Origin of the sequence: Microcoleus sp. T2B6 (genome assembly GCF_036700475.1) — a bacterium.
Taxonomy (GTDB): Bacteria; Cyanobacteriota; Cyanobacteriia; order Cyanobacteriales; family Microcoleaceae; genus Microcoleus.
On the sequence record NZ_JAUBOZ010000006.1, the window covers coordinates 107,947 to 129,901 of the forward strand.

Genomic DNA, 21,955 nt, shown 5'->3' on the forward strand with positions numbered 1-21,955 from the left:
TAATTTTTGTTGTGGGGTGGGCTTCTAGCCCGCCCTAAAACTATCCTGAAGAACAGGCAAGATGCCTGTTCCACAAAGAGTGAATTTTCTTGTGGGGTGGGCTTCTAGCCCGCCCTAAAAAGAGTGCGGAAACAGTACATACCCTACATTTACACCGCATCCCAAACAATCAACTGAATCGGCGTAGGATTGTAAGCATTGCAAGGATTGTTCATTTGCGGGCAGTTAGAAATAGCAACCAGCGCGTTCATATCTGCTCGCAAATCAACTGTACTTCCCGGATCGGAGATGCCGTCAACAATTTCAAGCGTGCCATCTTCGCTAACCGGAACATTCATAAAAAAGTTGATATTGCTGACTAAATCTCGCTTGCCCAAACCGTGGGGAAGAATTGCGGCGAGGAAATTTTCAACACAGGCGTGCTGGTATTTTTTATCTAGTCCAAACCGCACCGAATTGCTCTCGCAGCTACAGGCGCCGCCGGAGGTATCGTGCCGCCCGCAGGAGTCAGCAATTATGGTCATCATGGCTCGCCCTTCGTTGGAAATGAGTTGGCTGTTTGTAGTGACAAAGATGTTGCCTTGATTGACGATCGTATCGGGGGCGCTGTAGCGTTCGGACGGGTCATCGGCATTGTAAACTAAAAAATCTACTGCTTGATTGCCGCCTAAATCTACAATGCGGAGAATCTGTCCTTTTTTGATGACACGAGACCAGGGATGTCTGGCGGGTAAAACTTCGTTATAAATTGCAGTTTTTGGATCGAGGATTTGTTGGGTAGTTGCAGTCATGGTTCACTTTTTGTGATGGAAGTGCAGAATTTTTCACCGCAGATTGATGCGGATAAGATTGAGTTGTGGAATCGGGTCTATTGCACGAACAAAGCATCGGTGTTGATGAACCCGCGCACTGCTTCCGGGTTGGCGGTGCGACACAAGTCGTCTGGTGCGGGTGCGGGGGATTTCACAATCTGAATTTGGATTGGTTTTGGATCGTAAATTGAACCAGGATGCAGGATGTGGGGGCAGTTAGAGATAATTGTCAATACGTTCATTTCGGCTCGCAAATCGATAAAACTCCCCGGTTTTTCGCAGCCTTCGCGAAACTCCATCGTGCCGTCTGGTTTGACGGCAATGCGAGTAAATAAGTTGATGTTGGGCATGATATCTTTTTTGCCCAATCCCCACCGAGTTAGGGCTTTGAGGAAGTTGTCGCGGGAGTTTTTCCAGTCTCCTTCGCCGTATTTTTTGGCATTGCTAATGGCGTTGCTGCATCCTCCTAGCAAATCGTGACAGCCGGAGGTGTCTTGGGTGATGGAAAATAGGATGCGTCCCATGTCTGTGTAGATCACCATGCCTTGTTTCAGAAAGGCGTTGAATTGAATTTTGGCGGTGTCTGCTGCGTTGAAACGTTCGATCGCATTGTCGGCGTTGTAGCACAGCATGGAAACGCCGCGAGAGCCTTCTAAATCGGTGATTCGCAGGGTGTTTCCCCGCTTGATGACCCCTGACCAGTACGCGCCGCCCGGTACGGTTTCTTGCATTAATACGAGGTCAGAATCAATTTGTGAGTTTGTGTCGATCGATGATAGTTGCACCATAAGTTCCTCTTGATGTATTGGGGGGGTCAGGGAAACCAACAATAGTATTCTGTAGTGGCAAAACTCACCCTCTCCCAAAGTAATATTTATTTCCACTGATATCTTGCACCATTCTTAAGAACGGGCAAGATGCCCGTTCCACAACACTCAATTTTATTGTGGAACGGGCATCTTGCCCGCACCACTCTCAAGAACGGGCAAGATGCCCGTTCCACACAACTCAATTTTATTGTGGAACGGGCATCTTGCCCGTTCCTAAATAGGTAATTGACAATGGTGCAAGATGTTAAGTTTCCACTTACTTAGGTTGGCAGTTGTACTCTTGGCGCAGGTGCAAAAAGTGCAAATACAAACCTATTTCTATTTAAGCAGCCATTGCAACTGCTTCCTGTCCGTGTTTCCGCATCAAATCCATGAGTTCGTCGCGGTAATCGTGGAATTTGGCGTGGCGTTTAACGCTGGGAGTGCGATCGGGCAAATTAATCGACATTTCCTTTCTCACTGTACCGGGACGAGCGCCCAAAGCATAAATCCGATTGGAAAGAAACACCGCTTCTTCGACATCGTGGGTAATCATAAAGATTGTAATCTCAGTGCGACGCCACAAATCCAGCATGAATTCGTGCATCGATTCTTTAGTGTGGATATCCAAGGCGCCGAAAGGTTCATCCATTAATAACACTTTAGGTTCAGAAGCGAGGGCGCGGGCGATCGCCACCCGCTGTTTCATCCCGCCCGACAATTCCTTCGGCAGCGACGAAGCAAACTGCGTCAATCCTACCACATTCAAATAATAGCTCGCTTGTTCGCGCCGCTTTTTCTTGGAAACGCCTTGAAGTTTGAGACCAAACTCGGCATTTTCCTGCACGTTCATCCAAGGATAAAGAGTGTAATGCTGAAATACCATACCTCGATCCGGGCCAGGCGAAACAACTTCCTTGCCGTCAATTTTCACTTCCCCTGTTGTCGGCTTGTCCAATCCCGCAATCTGCCTCAACAGAGTAGATTTGCCCGAACCGGATGCGCCTACCGCGCAGATAAATTCGCCTTGCTTGATGCTCATATTGATGTCCTTGAGGACAACTAATTTACCCTTTTTCGTTTCAAAGTTTTTGTGCAGATTGTTGATTTGCAGAAACATGAGTTTATCCTCTGTATTGTAAGTAAAAAAATGATACCATTCTGCCTTCTAACACCAAATCCTCGTTAGTAACTCTTTAGTCCGCGAAGGCGGACTTCGTTTGTGTAGAAGCGGTTTCAACCGCCGAGTACGATAAGAGTTTTTAACACTGATTTGTATAACATCTGCTTACTGTTTCTGACTTGACCATTTACAAGAAACCCGCAGCAGATATTGAAAAAGCAAGTCAAAACCCAGTCCGATCGCCCCAATGACAATCAGCCCCACAAAAATTTCATCGGTTCGGAGAAATCGACCGGCGACGCTGATCCGGCGGCCTAAGCCTTCGGTGGCGGCAATCAATTCCGACACGATTACCAATTGCCAAGCCGCAGCTAGGTTGATGCGGCTAGCATCAAGAATTCCCGGCAAAACGTGGGGAAAAATAACTTGAGTTAGGATTTCCCAGCGATTTCCACCTAACATATAAGTAGATTCGATCAAGTCTTTTGGAACAAACTTGACTGTATCCATTACCATCAGCGAATTGAAGAAAAAGACGCCGATAAATATCAGCATTATTTTGGGTTCTTCGCCGATTCCTAAGTATAGAATTAGCAGGGGAATGAATGCTGGTGCGGGCATATATCGCATCAAGCCGAACATGGGTTCCAGCAAGGCGCGAATACTGGGAAAACTGCCCATCAGCACGCCAATGGGTATGGAAAAAACCAAGGCGAACAGAAAGCCCACTCCCACCCGCCACAAACTCGCTACCGTGTCTTTCAAAAGTTCGCGAGTGTTCCACAGCCGACCAAATGCCTCTAAAACTTTGCCGGGGGAAGGCAAAAATTTGGGGTCTACGTTGGCGAAGGTTGTTACTAGCCACCACAGCAGCAGCGGCAGTGCGATCGATGTCACCGTTAACCCAATATTGAGGGGTTGTGGTATCTCTTCCGCAATCCGCCAGAAAACGGTGGGATTTAGGTTTTTTTGCTTGAGGTGGGATTGAATGGATCGGGGATCGGGATTTGGTGGCATGATTTAATTGCGGAACGGTTTGTCGAGTAATTGGAGTAGATGTTGGGGATTATAAAAAGTATTTTTTTTAAGGTTTTTTGTGTCTGCACAATCCTAAATTAGGCCTTTTAGCTTTTACCCTCGGCATAAGCTTTGATAAAGCGATCGTCAAATAAAGTGCTGATATCTGGTTGGGTTTTGGCTAAATTTACATCGACGAGAAATTTAGTCATTTCTGCCGCCGCAAACTGCAATGATGTCATGTCATTTCCCGGTTGAAAGGCTTTCAAGTTTTCTTCGATCGTGAATATCTTCGTGCCGTTTTCATATTCTTTGTATTCCTCAACGCTAACTCCGGCGCGGTTGGCTAGAATCTCGTAAGATTTCTCTTTGTTTGCTTTCATGTATTCCAATGTTGCAAACCATGAATTGACCAGGGCTTGTACTCGATCGGGGTGTTCGCCGATAAACTTTCGGGTGAATACCAAATGGTCGGAAATCGCCCCCGGAAAATCTTTGGAACTAAACAGTTCCTTGCTGTTCGATCGTTTTAATGCCTGCGTGGTAAACGGCGCAAATACTGCCACCGCATCGACTTGCCCTCCGACGAAAGCCGCCGCAGCTTTGCCTGTTTCCAGCGGTATAAATTGAATATCCTGCACTGATAAACCTGCTCTTCTCAGCCCTAACAGTAATAGAAAGTGATCGACTGTACCTTCTTCGGCTGCAACTTTTTTACCTTTTAAATCGGCAACGGAATTGATGCCTTCGGCGACAATCACTTTGTCATTTCCCGTCGAGTTGTCGTTGACTAAAACAATTACTTGGTCGGCGCCGCCGGATATTGAGTTTACTGTATCGCCGAGGGTTTGGCTGTTAGCATCTATCTGTCCTGCTGTGAGGGTGCTGATCGATTCTAAGTAGCCGTCAAACCATTTTAAGTCTACAGCAACATTGTTAGCTTCAAATATCTTTTGCTCTTTGGCAATTTGCCAAGGAAACCAGCCGGGCCACGCGCTGAATCCGAGGCGAACTGCGTTAGCACTTACTGAAGAAGCTGCTTCGCTTTCTGTCGTGGTTTTGATATAAATTGCCGGGTTGACGCAGCCGACAGCGAAAAACAAGGTGATGAAAAATATGGCGCAGTAGGATAAGGGCGATCGCGTTATTTTGGGCGAGGAATATCGGATATTCATAGCATATTCTGGTTGCTGGTTAGAGGTGAATATGTCGATCGAGCTTTTGCACCTTCTTTGGCTTCCTTAGCTTCTGCAAACCCCCCTGATATACAAGGATAAAGCCCGAGAGCTAACGAACCGAGTCTTGATGACCGATCGCGTTTCTCCCGGGCTTTTATCCCGCCGTGTAACTGGCTAGTGTTTCCCTCAAATTAATCAAATATTGGGAGAACCAGTCTGCTTCTCTCGGACCAGCACTTGAACTGTCTAAGCTGACTTAGAAACTGATTCAAATCGGAACCCTAGAAGCGGTTAAATTTTTCGTTTTTTGTCTGTATAAGTCCTGTTTGCAACCCAAGGAGTTATTCGAGACTGTTGGTAACAGCAATGCACTTAGCTTTTTTAAAGGTAAGCATACTGTAGCGTGCAATCCTACTAGATTGCTACGCTTCAAACCCTAACAGCAAACTTGATGCGAAAATGTGTAAAATGTTACAAAAAACCGTTTTTCTCGAAGTAAAATTAAAATTTTTGGAAGATTAAACCGGGCAATGAGATGGGGCGATGGGAAATCGCGAAGTTTACCTGCACAAAAAGACGAAACCCGCAAGGTCAGGGTTGAATATTTCTCAAGGAATACTTCGCTCCCTAGACTAGATGCAAGTACGATCGACAATGCGGTAAACTAACATCCTATTTGTAATAACGATCGCCTAACACAGCCTGTGAAGTCAAATCCGTTAGCATTGGAATTATTCATCTCTCTCCGATCTCCCTCTGCGTTCTCTGCGTTCTCTGCGGTTAAATCATCCTCATATAACCAGAAATGATATGAAGTCAAATCTTCAATCTAAAATCTAAAATCTAAAATCTAAAATCGACTGACCGTGCACTATGGAAAAATTTAACTACAGCAACAGTCTTGACATTCATTCACTGCTCGATCGCTACCGCACAGGCTCGATCGCGCCTGCAGATACGATCGCCAGCGTGTACGATCGGATCGAACGCTATGCAGATCCGGCAGTATGGATTTATTTAGCACCACAGGCAGAAACCCTCGAACGGGCCAAAGCCTTGGAAAACCTAGACCCGCAACAATTGCCGCTCTACGGAATACCTTTTGCGATCAAAGATAATCTCGATTGGGCGGGCGTTCCGACTACGGCGGGATGTCCTGCGTTTGCTCGCACTCCAGCGCGATCGTCCGCAGTCGTAGAGCGTTTGTGCGCGGCAGGTGCGATCGCGATCGGCAAAACAAACATGGATCAATTTGCCACAGGATTAGTGGGAACCCGCACGCCCTATGGAGTTTGTCGCAATCCGTTCGATCGGCGCTACATTCCGGGCGGATCGAGTTCGGGTTCCGCCGCAGCAGTCTCCGCCGGATTGGTGAGTTTTGCTCTGGGTACCGATACCGCAGGATCGGGGCGGGTTCCCGCTGCTTTTACCAACATTGTCGGGCTGAAGCCCAGTTGCGGCTCGATCGGCACTCGCGGCTTACTGCCGGCAGTGCGATCGCTCGATTGCGTTTCTGTGTTCGCTCTCACCTGTGCGGATGCGGCCTCCGTGCTGCAAGTAGCCAGCGGTTTTGACGCTGAGGATGCGTTTTCTCGTCGCCCTGAAACGAAAGTTTTGCCGGATTTATCCCGCTTGCGGGTGGGAGTTCCCGGAGACGGCGAACTCGAATTTTTTGGGAATGCAGAAGCCGAACAGCGCTACCGAGAGGCTCTGGTGCGCTTGCAATCATTGGGCTGCACGATCGCACCTATTGACTTCAAACCCTTTGCGGATGCTGCCGAACTGCTCTACGGCGGGCCTTGGGTAGCAGAAAGGTTGGCCGCGATCGGCGATTTCCTCGACGCGCACCCAGAGGATATCGATCCGATCGTCTACGAAATTATCAGCGGCGGCAAACGCTACGATGCCGTCTCTGCCTACCGCGCATCGTACCGGTTGGCAGAACTCCGCAAGCTTGCAGAAATTCAGTGGCAGTCAATGGATGTGTTGGCGGTACCCACGACAGGTACGATTTATACTGTCGCAGAAGTTGCAGCCGAGCCGATCGCGCTCAACACCAATCTGGGGCGCTACACGAACTTTGCGAATTTGCTCGATTTGTGCGCGATCGCAGTTCCCAGCGGGTTTCAAAGCAGCGGATTGCCCGCAGGATTGACACTGATGGCTCCAGCGTGGCACGATTTATCGCTCTGCAGCCTGGGATCTGCTTTCCACGCTAGCTTGGGGGGAACTTTGGGCGCAACCGGTCTGCCGCTGCCAACCCTCCCGGAACCCGCCATCCCAGCCAAATATTCCTCAGAAGGACGAGTCAAAATAGCCGTAGTTGGCGCTCATTTGAGCGGTGAGCCGCTGAATTATCAATTAATTGAGGGGGGAGGCATTTTGGTTCGCGCCTGCCGTACCAGCCCGATTTACAAGCTGTACGCTTTGACGGGTAATGCTCTGGGCAAGCCGGGATTGGTGCGTCAGATAGAGGGCGGTAGCGCGATCGAGGTGGAAGTTTGGGAGTTGTCGATCGCGGCTTTCGGCGGATTTGTCGCTAAAATTCCCCCGCCCTTGGGAATTGGTACGCTGGTCTTGGAGGACGGCTCGACGGTGCAGGGCTTTTTGTGCGAACCTTATGCTGTGGCGGATGCGATCGATATTTCTCATCTCGGCGGTTGGCGAGCATATAACTTCCGGTTTTAGGCTAAGTTAGAATGGCAAATTTCTACCCATCTTCAGAATCATGCCACCAGCAGTGCCAATTCGACCAATTCCCGTCACAACCCCAACCCCCACCGGCGGTACCAGTCCCGGAGGGGCACCTGGCGGTACCAGTCCCGGAGGGGCACCTGGTGGCACTCGCGGCACCAGCGGCCCCGACTCCCTCAGAGGTACTGCGGGCGCTAACTTGATATTTGGTTTAGGAGGCCCTGACAGCATTTTTGGCTTAGCCGCAGACGATTCCCTCTACGGCGGCGACGGCGATGACTCACTGCTGGGCGACGTTGGCAATGATTTGCTGTTCGGCGGTGCGGGCCGCGACAGCGTTTTGGGCGGCGCCGGCGGCGATACTTTCTACGGCGGCAAAGGTTCTGACTCAATGCTGGGCGAGGAGGGTAATGATTTGCTGTTTGGCAACCAAGACACCGATACTTTGTTGGGTGGCGCGGGCGATGACTCGCTTTTTGGAGGTGCCGGCGATGACTCGCTGTTTGGTGGCATCGGCAATGACTGTTTATCGGGCGATCGCGGCCGAGATAGTTTAACTGGCGGCGCCGGAAACGATACTTTTGCGATCGGGCGTTTGGCAGACGGGGACGTGATTACAGATTTTACTGATGGTACCGATCGGATTCGCTTGGCTGCCGGCCTTACTTTTGGCGAACTCACCATTTCCGCTGGAACCGGAACTTCGCCGAGTACAATTATTCAGCTTACAAGCACCAAGGAAACTCTGGCTACTTTATTCGGAGTTACCCGCACTTCAATCACTCAGGCAGACTTTATTCTTTAATTGGGAATTGTTGACGGTTGACTGTTGGCGGTTGACGGTTGACGGTTGACGGTTGACGGTTGACGGTTGACTGATACAAAATCCGGGTTTGCTAACCATTTTATGAGACTCGGTGCTTGAAACCGCTTTTGACCTCAAACTACACAAACGAAGTCTGCCTCCGCAAACTAAGATAGAGAAAGTTATTTAAGCAGGATTGGGTATGACAAATAACAAATAACAAATAACCAATAACAACTGACTAATGATTACTGACTACTGACTACTGACTACTGACTAATGACTACTGACGGTTTTCTCAATCTCAACAAACCTGCGGGCATGACATCTCACGACTGCGTGGGGCGAGTGCGCCGGCTATTGAAACTCAAGCGAGTCGGACACGGAGGAACCCTAGATCCTGCTGTGACTGGCGTTTTGCCGATCGCCCTGGGCAAAGCAACCAGACTGCTGCAATTTCTCCAACACAATAAAGCTTACCGAGGCACAATTCGCTTTGGCTTAACTACTGCTACTGACGATTTAGAAGGAGAAATTATCCATTCTCGACCGGTGCCAGAGTTAAGTTTGGAACAAGTGCAAGCTGCACTCCCAAAATTCCTAGGAAAAATCGAGCAATTTCCGCCGAGTTTTAGTGCGGTTCAGGTGGGAGGAAAACGCCTTTATGAGTTAGCTAGAAAAGGCGAAACTGTGGAAGTTGCTGCTAGGAAAGTAGAGGTTTTTCGGCTGGAAATATTGGATTGGCGGCCGGGGGATTTTCCTGAATTGGATTTGTCGATCGCCTGCGGGGCGGGTACTTACATTCGGGCGATCGCGCGGGATTTGGGGGCGGTGTTGAATACAGGCGGTACTTTGGCTTGTTTGACTCGCACCGAAAGTAGCGGTTTTTCGATCGAGGAAAGTCTAACTTTTGAACAATTGGAACTGCAATTGCAGGAGGATAAATTCTGCCCAATTTTGCCATCGGCGGTTTTGGGACATTTAGGCGCGATCGTCCTTTCCCCTGAATATACCAAACGCTGGTTTCAAGGACAGCGCCTCCCGATTCCCGAAACGCCGATCATCGGGCCCTATGAGGAAAGTAGCAACCATCCCCCCCACAACCCCATACCCCAACCTCCCTATGCCTTGCAGGTTTACGATCGAGACGGTAATTTTTTAGGTATCGGTCAAGTAGCGAACTCAGAGACAAGTACCATATTATCTCCTCAAATTGTGCTTTAAGTATCTAAAATAAAGATGAAAAAAGGTATAATTGGTACAGGAAAAGTTGGCGGAACTCTAACCGCTGGGAATCCCCTAGATTCACCTAGCTTACAGCGGTACGGGACGAGATTGACCTATTAATCTAATCAATCGCTGAGGTAAAAATTGTGAAAATATTGCTGATCGGATTAATCCGAGGCTACAAAATGGGGATTTCTCCTTACCTGCCTAACGCCTGTAGATTTCAGCCAACTTGTTCGCAATACGCGATCGAAGCAATAGAAAGATTTGGGCCCGCCCGCGGCAGCTCAATGGCAGTTAAGCGGATTTTGCGCTGTCATCCTTTTCATCCAGGGGGTTACGATCCAGTACCTCCCACAGAGAGCGAGGGCGATTAGTTATTAGTCAAAAATAGTATTTTATTTATTAGTTAATAGTGCAAATAGGCGTTGCATCCTCATGGCTAAAACTACCGAGGGGAATCACTCCCTACGAGGGTTAAATTCGCACAATTAGTGGTGTTTCTTAACCCAAATTCAGTAATATTACTGTTATCTTTTAAAACTCAGCAGCTCTATAATGGTACAAACAGAGTACAGGGGATGCGAGTTGATATGTCTGCTACCGCAATCGGATACAAAATGTTGTCCCATACTCTGGCTGTACTCAGCCAGAAACAAGCAACGGGGAAACTGGTGTTAGAGCAAGGGGAACAACAGTGGCAACTTTACTTTTTTCAGGGTAGTTTGGTTTATGGCACAGGAGGAGCGCACAGAGCGAGGCGCTGGTATAGGGCGATCGGGCAACACTGTCGAAACTTTCAAGTCGATCTCAGAGACCTAGATGCTGGAGAACTGTGGGAATATCAACTGCTTCAGCGAGGGGTAGCAGCCAGCGAAATGAGTCTGGAACAAGCTAGGGCGATCGTCCACACCAGCCTTTCGGAAGTGTTATTTGCTCTGATAGGTCAATCGGGTTTGCGCCGGGAGTGGCGTCCGTCCCAGAAATATTTTTCTACCATTACCTCTTCTTTGCTGCTGTCTTTAACAGAAGTAGAGAAAATTCTGTGCTGTACAGAAGAAATTTGGCAGAAGTGGAAAGCAATGGGTTTGTGGCTGGTAGATCCAGAACAAGCACCACTTTTAAAACCGTCGGCCCATTTACAGGAAAATCGATTTAGTTCTAATTCTTTGATCGCATTAGCTAACGTATTCAACGGCGAGAATACTCTTTGGGATATTGCATTTAAGAAAAAGCAGTGCGTGACAGTAGCAACTCGCGCTTTAGTTAATTACATCAAGCAGGGTTTAGTAAATTTCCGAACAGTACCAGACTTGCCGTCGCCGATAGAACAGTGGCGCCTTGCTGCGGCGATTGCAGGGCCGGGCCGCCCTTTGATTGCTTGTATCGATGACAGTCCGACAGTATGCGAATTTTTAGAGCAAATTTTATTGCCGGCGGGGTATCGAGTTCTAAAAATTCAAGACCCGATGCAGGGAGTGGGCATCATCTCCAAACAGAAGCCTGCTTTAATTTTTATGGACGTGGTGATGCCGAAGACAAGCGGCTTTGCTTTGTGCAATTTTTTGCGAAAGACACCTGCTTTTCGCGAAACTCCGATCGTGTTTTTGACCGGTCAAGACAGTATAATTGACCGCACGCGGGCGAAATTGACCGGTGCTTCCGATTTTTTGAGCAAGCCAGCCAATCCCGAACAGGTTTTACAAATAGCTGACAAGTATTTGAAGGTAAAAGGCGATCGCCACCCTTCAGCAATTCGCCCCCAAGATATACTCCATTCACGACAACTTACCCTGGCCAATTCTTGAACCCAAATTAATGAACACAACAACCCCTTGCTGGGTGCGTCAGTTCCTGACGCACCCTACGCTCATTGTAAAATAAAGATGCAATCGAATTTAAGATAATTAATTATGAGTAATGTTACGAGCGATCGCACCCCGCAGGTGAGCGTAGTAATTCCGGCTTACAACTGCGCGGATTACGTCGGCCAAGCCGTCGATAGCGTTCTGCACCAAACCTATGCTAACTGGGAAATTATTGTCGTAGACGACGGTTCCAAAGATGATACCCAGTTAGTTTTAGAGAAATATGGCGATCGAATTCGCTACATTTACCAACAAAATCGAGGAGTTTCGATTGCCAGAAATCACGGCATCGAGCTAGCGCGAGGAGAATTTATCGCCTTTCTCGATGCTGACGACTACTTTTTTCCCGACAAATTAGCAGCACAAATGGCCGTATTTGCAGCGCGACCCAATCTAGGAATAGTTCACAGCGGCTGGCGTCTAGTTAATAGTATAGGCGAACCGCTAAAAGATGTCAAACCCTGGCAAAATGTCCCTAAATTAGACTTAGAAATGTGGCTGCGGTGGAAACCCGTGTTACCCAGCGCGATGGTATTTCGCCGTGACTGGTTAGAGCGCGCCGGCGGATTTGATCCTCGATTTCCCCCGGCGGAAGATACAGATTTAGTGCTGCGTTTAGCCTTAATGGGATGCGAAGCCGAGTGGTTGCAGCAAGTAACTGTTTGCTACCGCCAGCACGAACAAAGCGCCATGTACAAAGGTTTACCGCAGGCTAAATCCCTCGCCGCAGTGATGGACAATTTTTTTGCCCGCCCGGAGTTGCCGGCTAAAATACGTTTGTTGGAAAAGCAAATTAAGTACAGTACCTTAGTGTGGATTGCTTGGTATTTGTACCGCACCGGTCATTCTGTTGAGATGATAGAGTTTTTGCAGCGTTCTTGGAATTATACGCCTTATTTGCCTGTGGAAACAGTAATTAATTGGGCGGAAGCTTTCGCCGAGTTTTCGCAGGATGCGGGAAATGAATTGGATGCAGATTTATTAGCTCAATCTGCCGAGTGGCAGCAGTTAATGCAGTGGACTATTCTCGGTATACCAGCTTGATTAAAAGCTTTTCCATTGCACTCATATCGTTTACGGTTGCATAGGAATTATTTAACCGCAGAGAGCGCAGAGGACACAGAGGAAGAGAAGAGAGGCTTTTCGCATTGGGAGCATCTCATATTTGTAAAAATACTTCTTCTGGCTCCTTCCTTCTTCTGGCTCCTTCCTTCTTCCTCCTTCCTTCTTCCTCTTTCCTTCTTCCTCTTTCCTTCTGCCTCCTGCCTCCTGCCTCCTGCCTCAAAACTCCAATTTCTAGCGGAGGGCTGCAAAGGTGAGATGCTCCCTTTCGCATTTCTGGCTATGTAAAACCTGCATAAACTTTATTAGGCTTCAGTTTGAGTTTCTGCTTCAGTAAAAATTGGCGGCCACAGTTCAGCAATTGGCAATTCCCAACCAGGGAAAAGTTCGGGGACAGTCAAAATATCTTGATTTCCTAACACAATTGGTTCACCTTCCTGACGATAAACTGTTACAGTTTCTTCATCTGGATCGATCAAAATTCCTACTTGCGCTCCGAGTTCTAGGAAATTATGAATCTTTTTTTCTAGCGGTTTAATGCGATCGCTCTGTGATTTAATTTCTACTACCAAGTCGGGGACTAATTCTCCGAAATAACGGGGACTTTGCCTGAGACGTGCGGCTCGGACAAAAGAAACATCAGGTGCTGTAAGGTTAGCATCAGGTAAAATAAAGCCCCCTGCGGAGTCAAAAACTCGACCCAAACGGCGGGGATAAACCCAATTGGCGAGCAGCCAACTGAAAATTACACCTATTTCGCTAGATACAATGTCTGACGGGCCCACAATGATAATCCTCCCGCTTTCTAGTTCAACTTGGTAGTCTTGACCGGCTTCTTTGAAGGTTTTTTGGACTTTTTCTAAGTCTTTGAGTGTCATCATACGATTTTAGATTTTAGATTTTAGATTTTAGATTTTAGATTTTAGATTTTATAATTATCTGCAACTGACGCACTCTAAATCATATTGGTTATTGCTTATTTTGTCAGGTGCGTCAATCTATTTTAGATTTTAGAATTGAAGAATTATCTGCAACTGACCAAGAATTTCTTGATGGTACCCGCCACGTGATTTATCCGTGGAATCAATCCCAAATCGCAAATCGCAAATCCTCAAGCCCCCGCATTTATCTCGCGCAAGTCAATCTAAAATCTAAAATCTAAAATCTAAAATCGATTGACGCACCCTACAGGTTGGTTATTCCTTGGCAGAAAAGGAGTTGCCGCAGCTACAGCTTTGGGCGGCATTGGGATTGTGAAATCGGAAACCTCCGCCCATCAAGTCTTCTGAATAATCCAAGGTGAGCTCATTGAGATATTTTAAGTGCTGGGGGTCGATCGCAACGGAAATTCCCTCCGACTCGCATACAGCGTCTTCTGGGGCTGGCCCATCGTCAAATGCCATTGTATAAGACAAACCGGAGCAGCCGCTCGCTTCCACGCCCAGACGAAATAAAGCATTGGGGTTCGGATGCTTCGACTTGAGGCGCGTTACTTCTGTTGCTGCTGTTTTGCTCAGATGAATCATTATGAGTAATTGGTAATTGGTAATTGATAATTGGGAAGTAATGTTAAGTTTTGAAAATGTAGAGTGTGCCTAGCCCTCTACCTTACCCGGAGAATGTAGGGTGCGCCGCAGCGCACCTTACCCCTATATCTTTAGCAACTTGAGTTACTTAGCCTTTTCATTACGAGCATAATCGTCTTGAAAGCGGATAATATCATCTTCTCCGAGATATTCGCCATTCTGCACCTCAATTAAAACCAGGGGGATAACTCCCGGATTTTCCAGACGGTGAGAAGTGCACTGAGGAACGTAGGTAGACTGATTGGTAAACAGAACTTGTTCAGTTTCGCCACAAGTAACTTTTGCAGTACCCGAAACCACAATCCAGTGTTCGCTGCGGTGGTGGTGCATTTGCAGGCTGAGGCGGTGTCCAGACTTAACTTCGATCCGCTTAATTTTATATCCTGGGCCTTCTTCTAGAGTCGTAAATGAGCCCCAAGGCCGCAATTCTGTAGCGGCTACTCCGTTGGGTGCTGCAGGTGCGTGCAGGGTAGATACTTGAGAAATTTCTTGAATCTGAACCATGATTTTCACTCCTTGAGGATTGCTTGCTGAATCCTTTGGTAAACGACGTTGTTTTTTGAGATTAACTAATCTATAGTTAAAACCGAAGCCCACCTGCGGGGACTGGTTAGCCGACTGTAGAGTTTTGCAAGATTTGTGCTCAGCCCGATCGACCTGCCTTAACAACCATAGCAAAAGCACCATAGTAGTTGTCACCTGTTATGGGTTCGATCGCCCCAATCTACATCAAATCTTTATCTGTGGCGGCTGGTTCTTTATTTAATGGGACATCTTGCACGATTTACGGTGGTTTCGGAATGATTTAACCGCAGAGGCCGCAGAGGGCGCAGAGAAAGAGAAGAGAGAGATGAATAATTTTGATAGCAGCGGATTTTTGGTGAATTCTAATCCAGCTTTTGAGACTGCTGTTGCAAAACGGCTAGCATCTCTTGATAGAAAGGCAGCCCTTGACTTTGGCTATCGCTAGCGGTTGCTAGGATTTGCAAGGTTTCGATCAGCGAGTATCGGGCCGCATCTACAATAAGATCGAGGAGGGGATCAATCCCAGAACCCTGCTGCTGTGCTTCTGCGATCGCATCGATGTAGGCAGCACGCACCTGGTTAGAGATAATGACAATGGGATATCCAGCCCGCAACAGCAGGAGATTCATTAATAGCCGTCCCGTCCGTCCGTTACCATCCCGAAATGGATGAATCGACACAAAGCGAAGATGTGCTTCGGCTGCATACTCTAACGGATGTAACGATTTGATTTTATCACTGTTGAGCCATTCGATAAATTCCGGCATCAAACCCGAAAGCAAATAATGAGGCGGATAGAGGTATTCGGTACCGGCGGCTTTGACATCTAACTGCCGATAGCGTCCAGCTTCCTCCGGGGCGATCGCCCTTATAATTAAGTTGTGAATTTGTTTAATTTCCCATTCACCGATCGCGGTGTCCGATCGCGTTAGCATTTCAATATAGTCGATCGCATCTCGATGCCCGATGACTTCTAGGTGTTCGCGCAAAGTTTTGCCACCGACAGTAATGCCGGTTTCGAGGACTAATTCGGTTTCGCGTTGCGTTAAGGTGTTTCCCTCGATCGCATTAGAATGATAAGTGAACCGAACGTCGTAGAGTTTTTTCAATTCTGCAACCACAGTGGGAGAAAGCGGACGAAAGCTATCCAACCAGGCTTTGAGTCGATCGACTTGTTGCAATTTTTCAGAAAGATTCATCGCTGTTGAGAAGGCAAAATGCTGATGGAGGATGTCACCCAGACGCTGAGGATACAGTCGCACTAACAACGCCATAAAGTTATTATAGGCTTGATGGGCGATCGAGGATTGAGCGGTTGAGAAAAATTGCATAGGGAATCGGTATATTTGTCGGGAGATTATGGCGACTCCACTTTTGTGGCTAATGCTAATACTTCTCTAAGGTCGATTATAATCTGCTGGGGTAGTTGTTGAGCAATCAGCTTGTTTTCACGCTTGGTGGACGAATTACCCGAATCAATTTACCTGTGAGATTTTCGACAGTAGAAATAGCTTCATTAATCAGTGTAGCTTGTCTCTCAATATTCAAATCTTCTTTGCAAATAATGATACCTTTATGATCGGGTTGCAAACGGTGTAGGTGTCTAAAATCATCCCAATTGCGCGTCAAAACAGCTCGATTGTGGTTAATAGCAAAAGCTAACACATCTTCATCAGGCATCCCCAGTCCACCATTTCCAGCTTCCTGCACTGTCAAAACATCGTGACCACAAATTCGCAGTAATTCCACGATTACCAGTGGAAAATTTTCATCTGCATAAAGACGCACCATTTGTTAATCTTCCTCATTTCTAGCGATGGCTGCTTCAATTTCCTCTGGGTGTGCCTCAGCATAAGCCCAAGCATTTGCCAAATCTGCTGCACTCAAATGAGGAAAGTCTTGCAAAATTCGCACATCACTTGCACCCAGAAGGCGATAATTTACCATCGACCAAATAGGTATGCGAGTCTTCGCAATTCTAGCATCGCCGCCACACACGCCCGGAGTTTTTTCAATTCCTTGCCAGGTATTGCTTAAACTTTGAGCTAATAGCTGTATTGCCTGAGTTTTTTCACTGGGAGTTAAGGCTAAGAGTTGTTTTTCTAATTCTTTCAGTGTCATTTTTTACAATCTCAATCATTATTACTCATCTCTCTCTTCTCTTCCTCTGCGCTCTCTGCGCTCTCTGCGGTTAAAAAAAAATCCCAATATCAATTTATCATCTAATTACCAACAAGCTGTCTTTCAGCCTCTTCCAGCAAGGCGATAACTTGCTCTTTAGTCACAGTTGGAAATCCATCCAAAAAATCATCAATTGATTCTCCTGCTTTCAGATAATCCAGAAGTGTTTGTACCGGAACTCTAGTAAAAGCAAAGACTGGGGTGCCGCCCATAATCTCAGGAGACGCGCTAATAATTGAAGAGTCTTTAAGCATAAATATTTAGATTTTCGGGTTCCATAGTTAACTCATCGGCTGTAACTATTTTTTCACGCTAGCTCGATCGCATCAGCTTTGATTTTTTCGTGCATCTACCCAATGCAGTAGATCCACCTATAATAAATGATACTAGATCGATCGGCATCCCACCATCTACTCTAGATCAACATCTTTTCACCACTTTGAGAGACACATCAAAATGAACAACAACGGACTGCCACAAAAGCAAGGCCTGTACGATCCGCAGTTCGAGCACGACGCTTGCGGAGTCGGATTCATCGTACACATCAAGGGTAACAAATCCCACGAAATCGTCGAGCAGGCACTAACAATCCTATTGAACCTCGACCACCGGGGCGCGTGCGGCTGCGAACCCAACACCGGAGACGGGGCGGGGATTTTGATGCAGGTGCCCCACAAGTTTCTCAAGAAAGTAACGGCGGGCCTAAACATCGAACTTCCCGAAGCCGGCGAGTACGGCGTTGGCGCGATTTACTCGTCGCCAAATCAAACTGAACGCGAAAACGGCAAACGGATTTTTGAGGAAATCGCCGCAGAAGAAGGCCAGGAAGTGCTGGGCTGGCGCGATGTTCCCACCGATAACTCGTCCCTCGGCGACACCGCCAAATCTAGCGAACCCTTCATGCAGCAAGTGTTCCTCCGGCGGGCCGCAGGTATTGACGAGGCGGCTTTCGAGCGGAAACTGTACGTCATCCGCAAACGGGCTCACAACGCCATCCGCAGGACGGAAGTAGACCCCTACTGGTACAATTCCACTCTCTCGTGCCGGACGATCGTCTACAAGGGTATGTTAATGCCAGTGCAAGTCGGCGATTACTATCCCGAACTGCACGACCCCGACATGGAAAGCGCTCTAGCCCTGGTTCACTCGCGCTTCAGCACGAATACTTTTCCGAGCTGGGAACGATCGCACCCTTACCGTTACATCGCCCACAACGGCGAAATTAACACGATGCGCGGCAACATTAACTGGATGCACGCGCGACAATCGCTGTTTGAGTCGGAACTATTCGGCGATGACTTAAAGAAAATCCCCAATTTAATCAATATCGAAGGCAGCGACTCAACGATTTTTGACAATGCTTTGGAATTGCTGAATTTGGCCGGGCGTTCTTTGCCGCACGCTGTAATGATGATGATTCCCGAACCTTGGACAGCCCACGAGTCCATGAGTGACGAGAAAAAAGCTTTCTACGAATACCATTCTTGCTTGATGGAACCTTGGGACGGCCCAGCTTCGATCGCCTTTACCGATGGTACATCGATCGGGGCCGTGCTCGATCGCAACGGTTTGCGCCCTTCCCGCTACTGCGTTACCAAAGACGACTTGGTAATTATGGCATCGGAAGCCGGAGTTTTGCCCATCGCCCCAGAACGAATTGTATCAAAAGGTCGCTTGCAACCAGGGCGGATGTTCCTGGTAAATACTGAGGAAGGCCGCATCGTCTCTGACGAGGAAATTAAACATCAAATTGCCTCGGAACACCCGTACCGCGAGTGGCTCGACAAGCACATGGTCGAAATCGCCAAACTGAAAGATGCGCCGGCCGTAGCAGAATCCCATCCCGAAACATTATTGCAGCGGCAAATGGCCTTTGGCTACACCTTTGAAGAACTGCGGTTGCTGTTAGCACCGATGGCGAAAGATGGCGTGGAAGCTGTCGGCGCGATGGGTGCGGATACGCCACTTGCGGTGCTTTCCAACCGGCCAAAACTGCTTTACGAATACTTCCAGCAGTTGTTTGCTCAAGTTACCAATCCGCCAATTGATTCTATCCGCGAAGAAATTGTAACTTCTGCCGAAACTACGATCGGCGCTGAACGCAATTTGCTCAAACCGGAACCGGAAAGCTGTCATTTGATTGAACTGAAAACGCCAATTCTCAGCAATGAAGAATTAGCTAAGCTGCAACACGTAAATGAGGGCAATTTCAAGTCATTCACCGTGCCGATTTTGTTTGACCCCAAAAGTGGCGTGAAAGGTCTTGAACAAGCCTTAGAAGAGGTTTTTGCAGCAGCAGACAGCGCGATCGCCTCCGGGGTGAATATCATCATTTTGAGCGATCGGGGTATCAGTCCAGACAAAGCCCCAATTCCGGCACTGCTGGCAGTTGCGGGCCTGCACCACCACTTGATCCGCAAAGGTACGCGCACGCGGGCGGGACTCGTGCTCGAATCCGGCGAACCGAGGGAAGTGCATCACTTTGCGACACTGATTGGATATGGTTGCGGCGCGATTAATCCGTATTTGGCCTTTGAGACGATCGCCGATTCGATCCGCGAAGGATTGCTGCTAAATGTCGAGTACAAAACAGCTTGCAAAAACTACATCAAAGCCGCAACAAAAGGTGTGACGAAAGTTGCCTCGAAAATTGGGATTTCGACAATTCAAAGTTATCGCGGCGCGCAGATTTTTGAGGCGATCGGCTTAAACAAATCCGTAGTCGATAAATACTTTGCTTGGACAGCCTCGCGGATTGAAGGTGTAGACCTCGAAGTCATCGCCCAAGAAGCAATTTTGCGCCATACTCACGCTTTCCCAGACCGCCCATCCAGCGGACATACTCTCGATGTTGGTGGCGAATATCAGTGGCGGAAAGAAGGCGAGGCGCATTTGTTTAGTCCGCAGACAATTCACGCGCTGCAAAAGTCGGTGCGCGAGGGCAGTTATACGCTTTTCAAACAGTATTCTGGGCTGGTTAATGAACAAAACCAGCAGCATTTTACCTTGCGCGGTTTGTTGCAATTCAAGCAGCGGGAATCGATACCGATTGAGGAAGTTGAACCGATCGAATCTATTCTCAAACGCTTTAAAACTGGGGCGATGAGTTACGGTTCGATTTCTAAAGAAGCCCACGAATCGCTAGCAGTAGCGATGAACCGCATTGGTGGCAAATCGAACACCGGTGAAGGTGGCGAAGATCCGGAACGCTATACTTGGACGAACGATCGCGGCGACTCGAAAAACAGCGCGATCAAACAAGTTGCTTCCGGGCGTTTCGGCGTTACCAGCTTGTACCTTTCCCAAGCGCGGGAACTGCAAATCAAGATGGCGCAAGGCGCGAAACCAGGTGAAGGCGGACAGTTGCCGGGTAAAAAAGTATACCCGTGGATTGCCAAGGTACGGAACTCGACTCCGGGTGTGGGATTGATTTCGCCTCCTCCTCACCACGACATTTATTCGATCGAAGATTTGGCCGAATTGATTCACGACTTGAAAAATTCCAACCGGGAAGCGCGGATTAGCGTCAAACTCGTGTCGGAAGTGGGAGTCGGGACGATCGCGGCCGGGGTTGCGAAAGCCCACGCCGATGTCGTGTTGATTTCCGGCTACGACGGCGGAACCGGCGCTTCGCCGCAAACTTCGATCAAACACGCGGGATTACCTTGGGAATTGGGACTGGCGGAAACTCATCAAACTTTGGTTCTCAACAATCTCCGCAGCCGGATTGTCGTGGAAACTGATGGTCAAATGAAAACCGGTCGCGATGTAGTAATTGCTGCCTTGCTTGGCGCTGAGGAATTCGGTTTTGCGACGGCGCCGCTGGTGACATTGGGCTGCATCATGATGCGCGTGTGCCACCTGAACACTTGCCCGGTGGGCGTGGCGACGCAAGACCCGCTGCTGCGGAAAAACTTTACCGGCGACCCCGATCACACGGTAAACTTTATGACCTTCGTCGCGCAGGAAGTCCGGGAAATTATGGCGCAGTTGGGCTTCCGCACGCTGAATGAAATGGTTGGGCGGACTGATGTTTTGGAACCTCAGCAAGCTGTGGAACACTGGAAGGCTAAGGGTTTGGATTTCTCGAAAATCCTTTATCAGCCGGAGGTTGGGGCGGATGTCGGGCGCTATTGTCAGATGGCGCAGGATCACGGTTTGGAAAAGTCTCTCGACATGACTGTGTTGTTGGATTTGTGCAAAGGTGCGATCGAAAACGGCGAAAAAGTCCACGCCAAACTGCCAATTACCAACATCAACCGGGTTGTGGGCACAATTCTCGGCAACGAAATCACCAAACGCCACTGGGAAGGTTTGGCGGATGACACGGTGCACCTCCACTTCCAAGGCAGCGCTGGGCAAAGCTTTGGGGCTTTTGTGCCCAAGGGTGTCACCCTGGAGCTCGAAGGCGAAGCTAACGACTATTTGGGCAAAGGGCTCAGCGGCGGCAAGATTATCCTGTATCCGTCGCCAGCTTCTACCTTTGTCGCGGAAGAAAACGTGATTGTCGGTAACGTCGTGCTTTACGGCGCGACTGCTGGTGAGGTTTTCATCCGAGGGATGGCGGGCGAACGTTTTGGGGTGCGTAACTCCGGCGTGAATGCAGTAGTTGAAGGTGTGGGCGATCACGGTTGCGAGTACATGACTGGCGGCAAAGTTGTGGTTTTGGGTGAAACCGGGCGCAATTTTGCAGCGGGTATGAGTGGCGGTGTGGCTTACATTTTGGATGAGGCGGGGGATTTTGCTACTCGCTGCAATATGTCGATGGTGGATTTGGAAAAATTGGAGGATGTTGAGGAAATTAGCGATTTGCGGCAGATGCTTCAAACTCACGTTGATTTGACTGGAAGTGCGAAGGCATCGAAGGTTCTGGCTGCGTGGGATGAGATGGTGCCGATGTTTGTGAAGGTGATGCCGAGGGACTATAAGCGGGTGTTGCAGGCTATTGAAAGGGCGATCGCATCGGGTTTAAGCGGTGATGATGCGCTGACGGCTGCGTTTGAAGAAAACGCTCGCGATGTCGCTCGGATTGGGGGTAGTTAGGGTTCTGCGCTAGAATTCTACTCAT

General features: G+C 48.4%; 21 protein-coding genes and 1 riboswitch. Of the genes, 8 read left to right on the plus strand and 13 right to left on the minus strand.

Translation table 11 applies throughout. The annotated features are described in order from the left end of the window. Positions 1-149: 149 nt before the first annotated feature. On the minus strand, positions 150-791 hold the full coding sequence (locus QUA00_RS04545; protein WP_333145274.1) for an urea amidolyase associated protein UAAP2: 642 nt from the start codon (positions 789-791) through the stop codon (positions 150-152). Positions 792-868: 77 nt separating this feature from the next. Further along, complete coding sequence (locus tag QUA00_RS04550) at positions 869-1,600, minus strand: urea amidolyase associated protein UAAP1 (RefSeq protein ID WP_333408833.1); 732 nt, start codon at positions 1,598-1,600, stop codon at positions 869-871. Positions 1,601-1,729: 129 nt separating this feature from the next. Here QUA00_RS04550 and QUA00_RS04555 point away from each other — a divergent pair, with 129 nt between their 5' ends. After that, complete coding sequence (locus tag QUA00_RS04555) at positions 1,730-1,867, plus strand: hypothetical protein (RefSeq protein WP_333408834.1); 138 nt, start codon at positions 1,730-1,732, stop codon at positions 1,865-1,867. 97 nt (positions 1,868-1,964) lie between these two features. On the opposite strand, the gene QUA00_RS04560 is transcribed toward QUA00_RS04555, so the two are convergent. The 3 genes from QUA00_RS04560 to QUA00_RS04570 all read right to left on the minus strand — a co-directional run bounded on the left by QUA00_RS04560 (position 1,965) and on the right by QUA00_RS04570 (position 4,936). Beyond that, positions 1,965-2,741 (minus strand): ABC transporter ATP-binding protein, encoded by a 777-nt coding sequence (locus tag QUA00_RS04560; protein ID WP_333145276.1) that lies wholly within the window; start codon positions 2,739-2,741, stop codon positions 1,965-1,967. Between the two features lie 168 nt (positions 2,742-2,909). Further along, on the minus strand, positions 2,910-3,761 hold the full coding sequence (locus tag QUA00_RS04565; RefSeq protein ID WP_333408835.1) for an ABC transporter permease: 852 nt from the start codon (positions 3,759-3,761) through the stop codon (positions 2,910-2,912). A 107-nt stretch (positions 3,762-3,868) separates the two neighbouring features. Beyond that, positions 3,869-4,936 (minus strand): ABC transporter substrate-binding protein, encoded by a 1,068-nt coding sequence (locus QUA00_RS04570; RefSeq protein ID WP_333145278.1) that lies wholly within the window; start codon positions 4,934-4,936, stop codon positions 3,869-3,871. Between the two features lie 144 nt (positions 4,937-5,080). Then, a riboswitch (guanidine-I (ykkC/yxkD leader) is annotated at positions 5,081-5,235 on the minus strand. Positions 5,236-5,812: 577 nt separating this feature from the next. Between QUA00_RS04570 and atzF the strand changes: the two genes are divergently transcribed. From atzF to QUA00_RS04600, 6 genes are all read left to right on the plus strand, one after another. Further along, positions 5,813-7,627: an allophanate hydrolase gene (gene atzF, locus QUA00_RS04575; protein WP_333146911.1), complete on the plus strand. Its 1,815-nt coding sequence runs from the start codon at positions 5,813-5,815 to the stop codon at positions 7,625-7,627. A 40-nt stretch (positions 7,628-7,667) separates the two neighbouring features. Beyond that, positions 7,668-8,438: a calcium-binding protein gene (locus tag QUA00_RS04580; RefSeq protein WP_333146909.1), complete on the plus strand. Its 771-nt coding sequence runs from the start codon at positions 7,668-7,670 to the stop codon at positions 8,436-8,438. Positions 8,439-8,717: 279 nt separating this feature from the next. After that, the gene (truB, locus tag QUA00_RS04585; RefSeq protein ID WP_333146907.1) at positions 8,718-9,662 is read left to right on the plus strand and encodes a tRNA pseudouridine(55) synthase TruB; all 945 of its coding nucleotides are present in this window, start codon (positions 8,718-8,720) and stop codon (positions 9,660-9,662) included. Between the two features lie 149 nt (positions 9,663-9,811). Beyond that, positions 9,812-10,042, plus strand: coding sequence for a membrane protein insertion efficiency factor YidD (gene yidD, locus QUA00_RS04590; protein ID WP_333408836.1), 231 nt, complete (start codon positions 9,812-9,814; stop codon positions 10,040-10,042). 216 nt (positions 10,043-10,258) lie between these two features. Continuing rightward, the gene (locus QUA00_RS04595; RefSeq protein ID WP_333408838.1) at positions 10,259-11,473 is read left to right on the plus strand and encodes a response regulator; all 1,215 of its coding nucleotides are present in this window, start codon (positions 10,259-10,261) and stop codon (positions 11,471-11,473) included. 105 nt (positions 11,474-11,578) lie between these two features. Beyond that, positions 11,579-12,577 (plus strand): glycosyltransferase, encoded by a 999-nt coding sequence (locus tag QUA00_RS04600; protein WP_333408840.1) that lies wholly within the window; start codon positions 11,579-11,581, stop codon positions 12,575-12,577. 115 nt (positions 12,578-12,692) lie between these two features. Here QUA00_RS04600 and QUA00_RS04605 read toward each other — a convergent pair whose 3' ends face one another. The 8 genes from QUA00_RS04605 to QUA00_RS04640 form a co-directional block, all read right to left on the minus strand. Further along, positions 12,693-12,869: a hypothetical protein gene (locus QUA00_RS04605; protein WP_333146899.1), complete on the minus strand. Its 177-nt coding sequence runs from the start codon at positions 12,867-12,869 to the stop codon at positions 12,693-12,695. Between the two features lie 31 nt (positions 12,870-12,900). Further along, positions 12,901-13,473: a Uma2 family endonuclease gene (locus QUA00_RS04610; RefSeq protein WP_333408856.1), complete on the minus strand. Its 573-nt coding sequence runs from the start codon at positions 13,471-13,473 to the stop codon at positions 12,901-12,903. A gap of 318 nt (positions 13,474-13,791) precedes the next feature. Beyond that, entirely contained in the window at positions 13,792-14,121 is a 330-nt protein-coding gene (locus QUA00_RS04615; RefSeq protein WP_333408841.1) for an iron-sulfur cluster assembly accessory protein, read from the minus strand. Positions 14,122-14,265: 144 nt separating this feature from the next. Continuing rightward, positions 14,266-14,685, minus strand: coding sequence for a phosphomannose isomerase type II C-terminal cupin domain (locus QUA00_RS04620; RefSeq protein ID WP_333106380.1), 420 nt, complete (start codon positions 14,683-14,685; stop codon positions 14,266-14,268). Positions 14,686-15,068: 383 nt separating this feature from the next. Then, positions 15,069-16,037, minus strand: a complete 969-nt coding sequence (locus QUA00_RS04625; protein WP_333408842.1) for a Fic family protein — start codon at positions 16,035-16,037, stop codon at positions 15,069-15,071. Positions 16,038-16,143: 106 nt separating this feature from the next. Continuing rightward, the gene (locus tag QUA00_RS04630) at positions 16,144-16,497 is read right to left on the minus strand and encodes a DUF5615 family PIN-like protein (protein WP_333146892.1); all 354 of its coding nucleotides are present in this window, start codon (positions 16,495-16,497) and stop codon (positions 16,144-16,146) included. A 3-nt stretch (positions 16,498-16,500) separates the two neighbouring features. Next, the gene (locus QUA00_RS04635) at positions 16,501-16,827 is read right to left on the minus strand and encodes a DUF433 domain-containing protein (protein WP_333146890.1); all 327 of its coding nucleotides are present in this window, start codon (positions 16,825-16,827) and stop codon (positions 16,501-16,503) included. A 101-nt stretch (positions 16,828-16,928) separates the two neighbouring features. Next, a complete protein-coding gene (locus tag QUA00_RS04640) occupies positions 16,929-17,141 on the minus strand; it encodes a DUF433 domain-containing protein (RefSeq protein ID WP_333408843.1) in 213 nt (70 codons plus the stop codon). Between the two features lie 202 nt (positions 17,142-17,343). Here QUA00_RS04640 and gltB point away from each other — a divergent pair, with 202 nt between their 5' ends. Next, on the plus strand, positions 17,344-21,930 hold the full coding sequence (gene gltB, locus QUA00_RS04645) for a glutamate synthase large subunit (protein WP_333408844.1): 4,587 nt from the start codon (positions 17,344-17,346) through the stop codon (positions 21,928-21,930). The last annotated feature ends 25 nt before the right edge of the window (positions 21,931-21,955 follow it).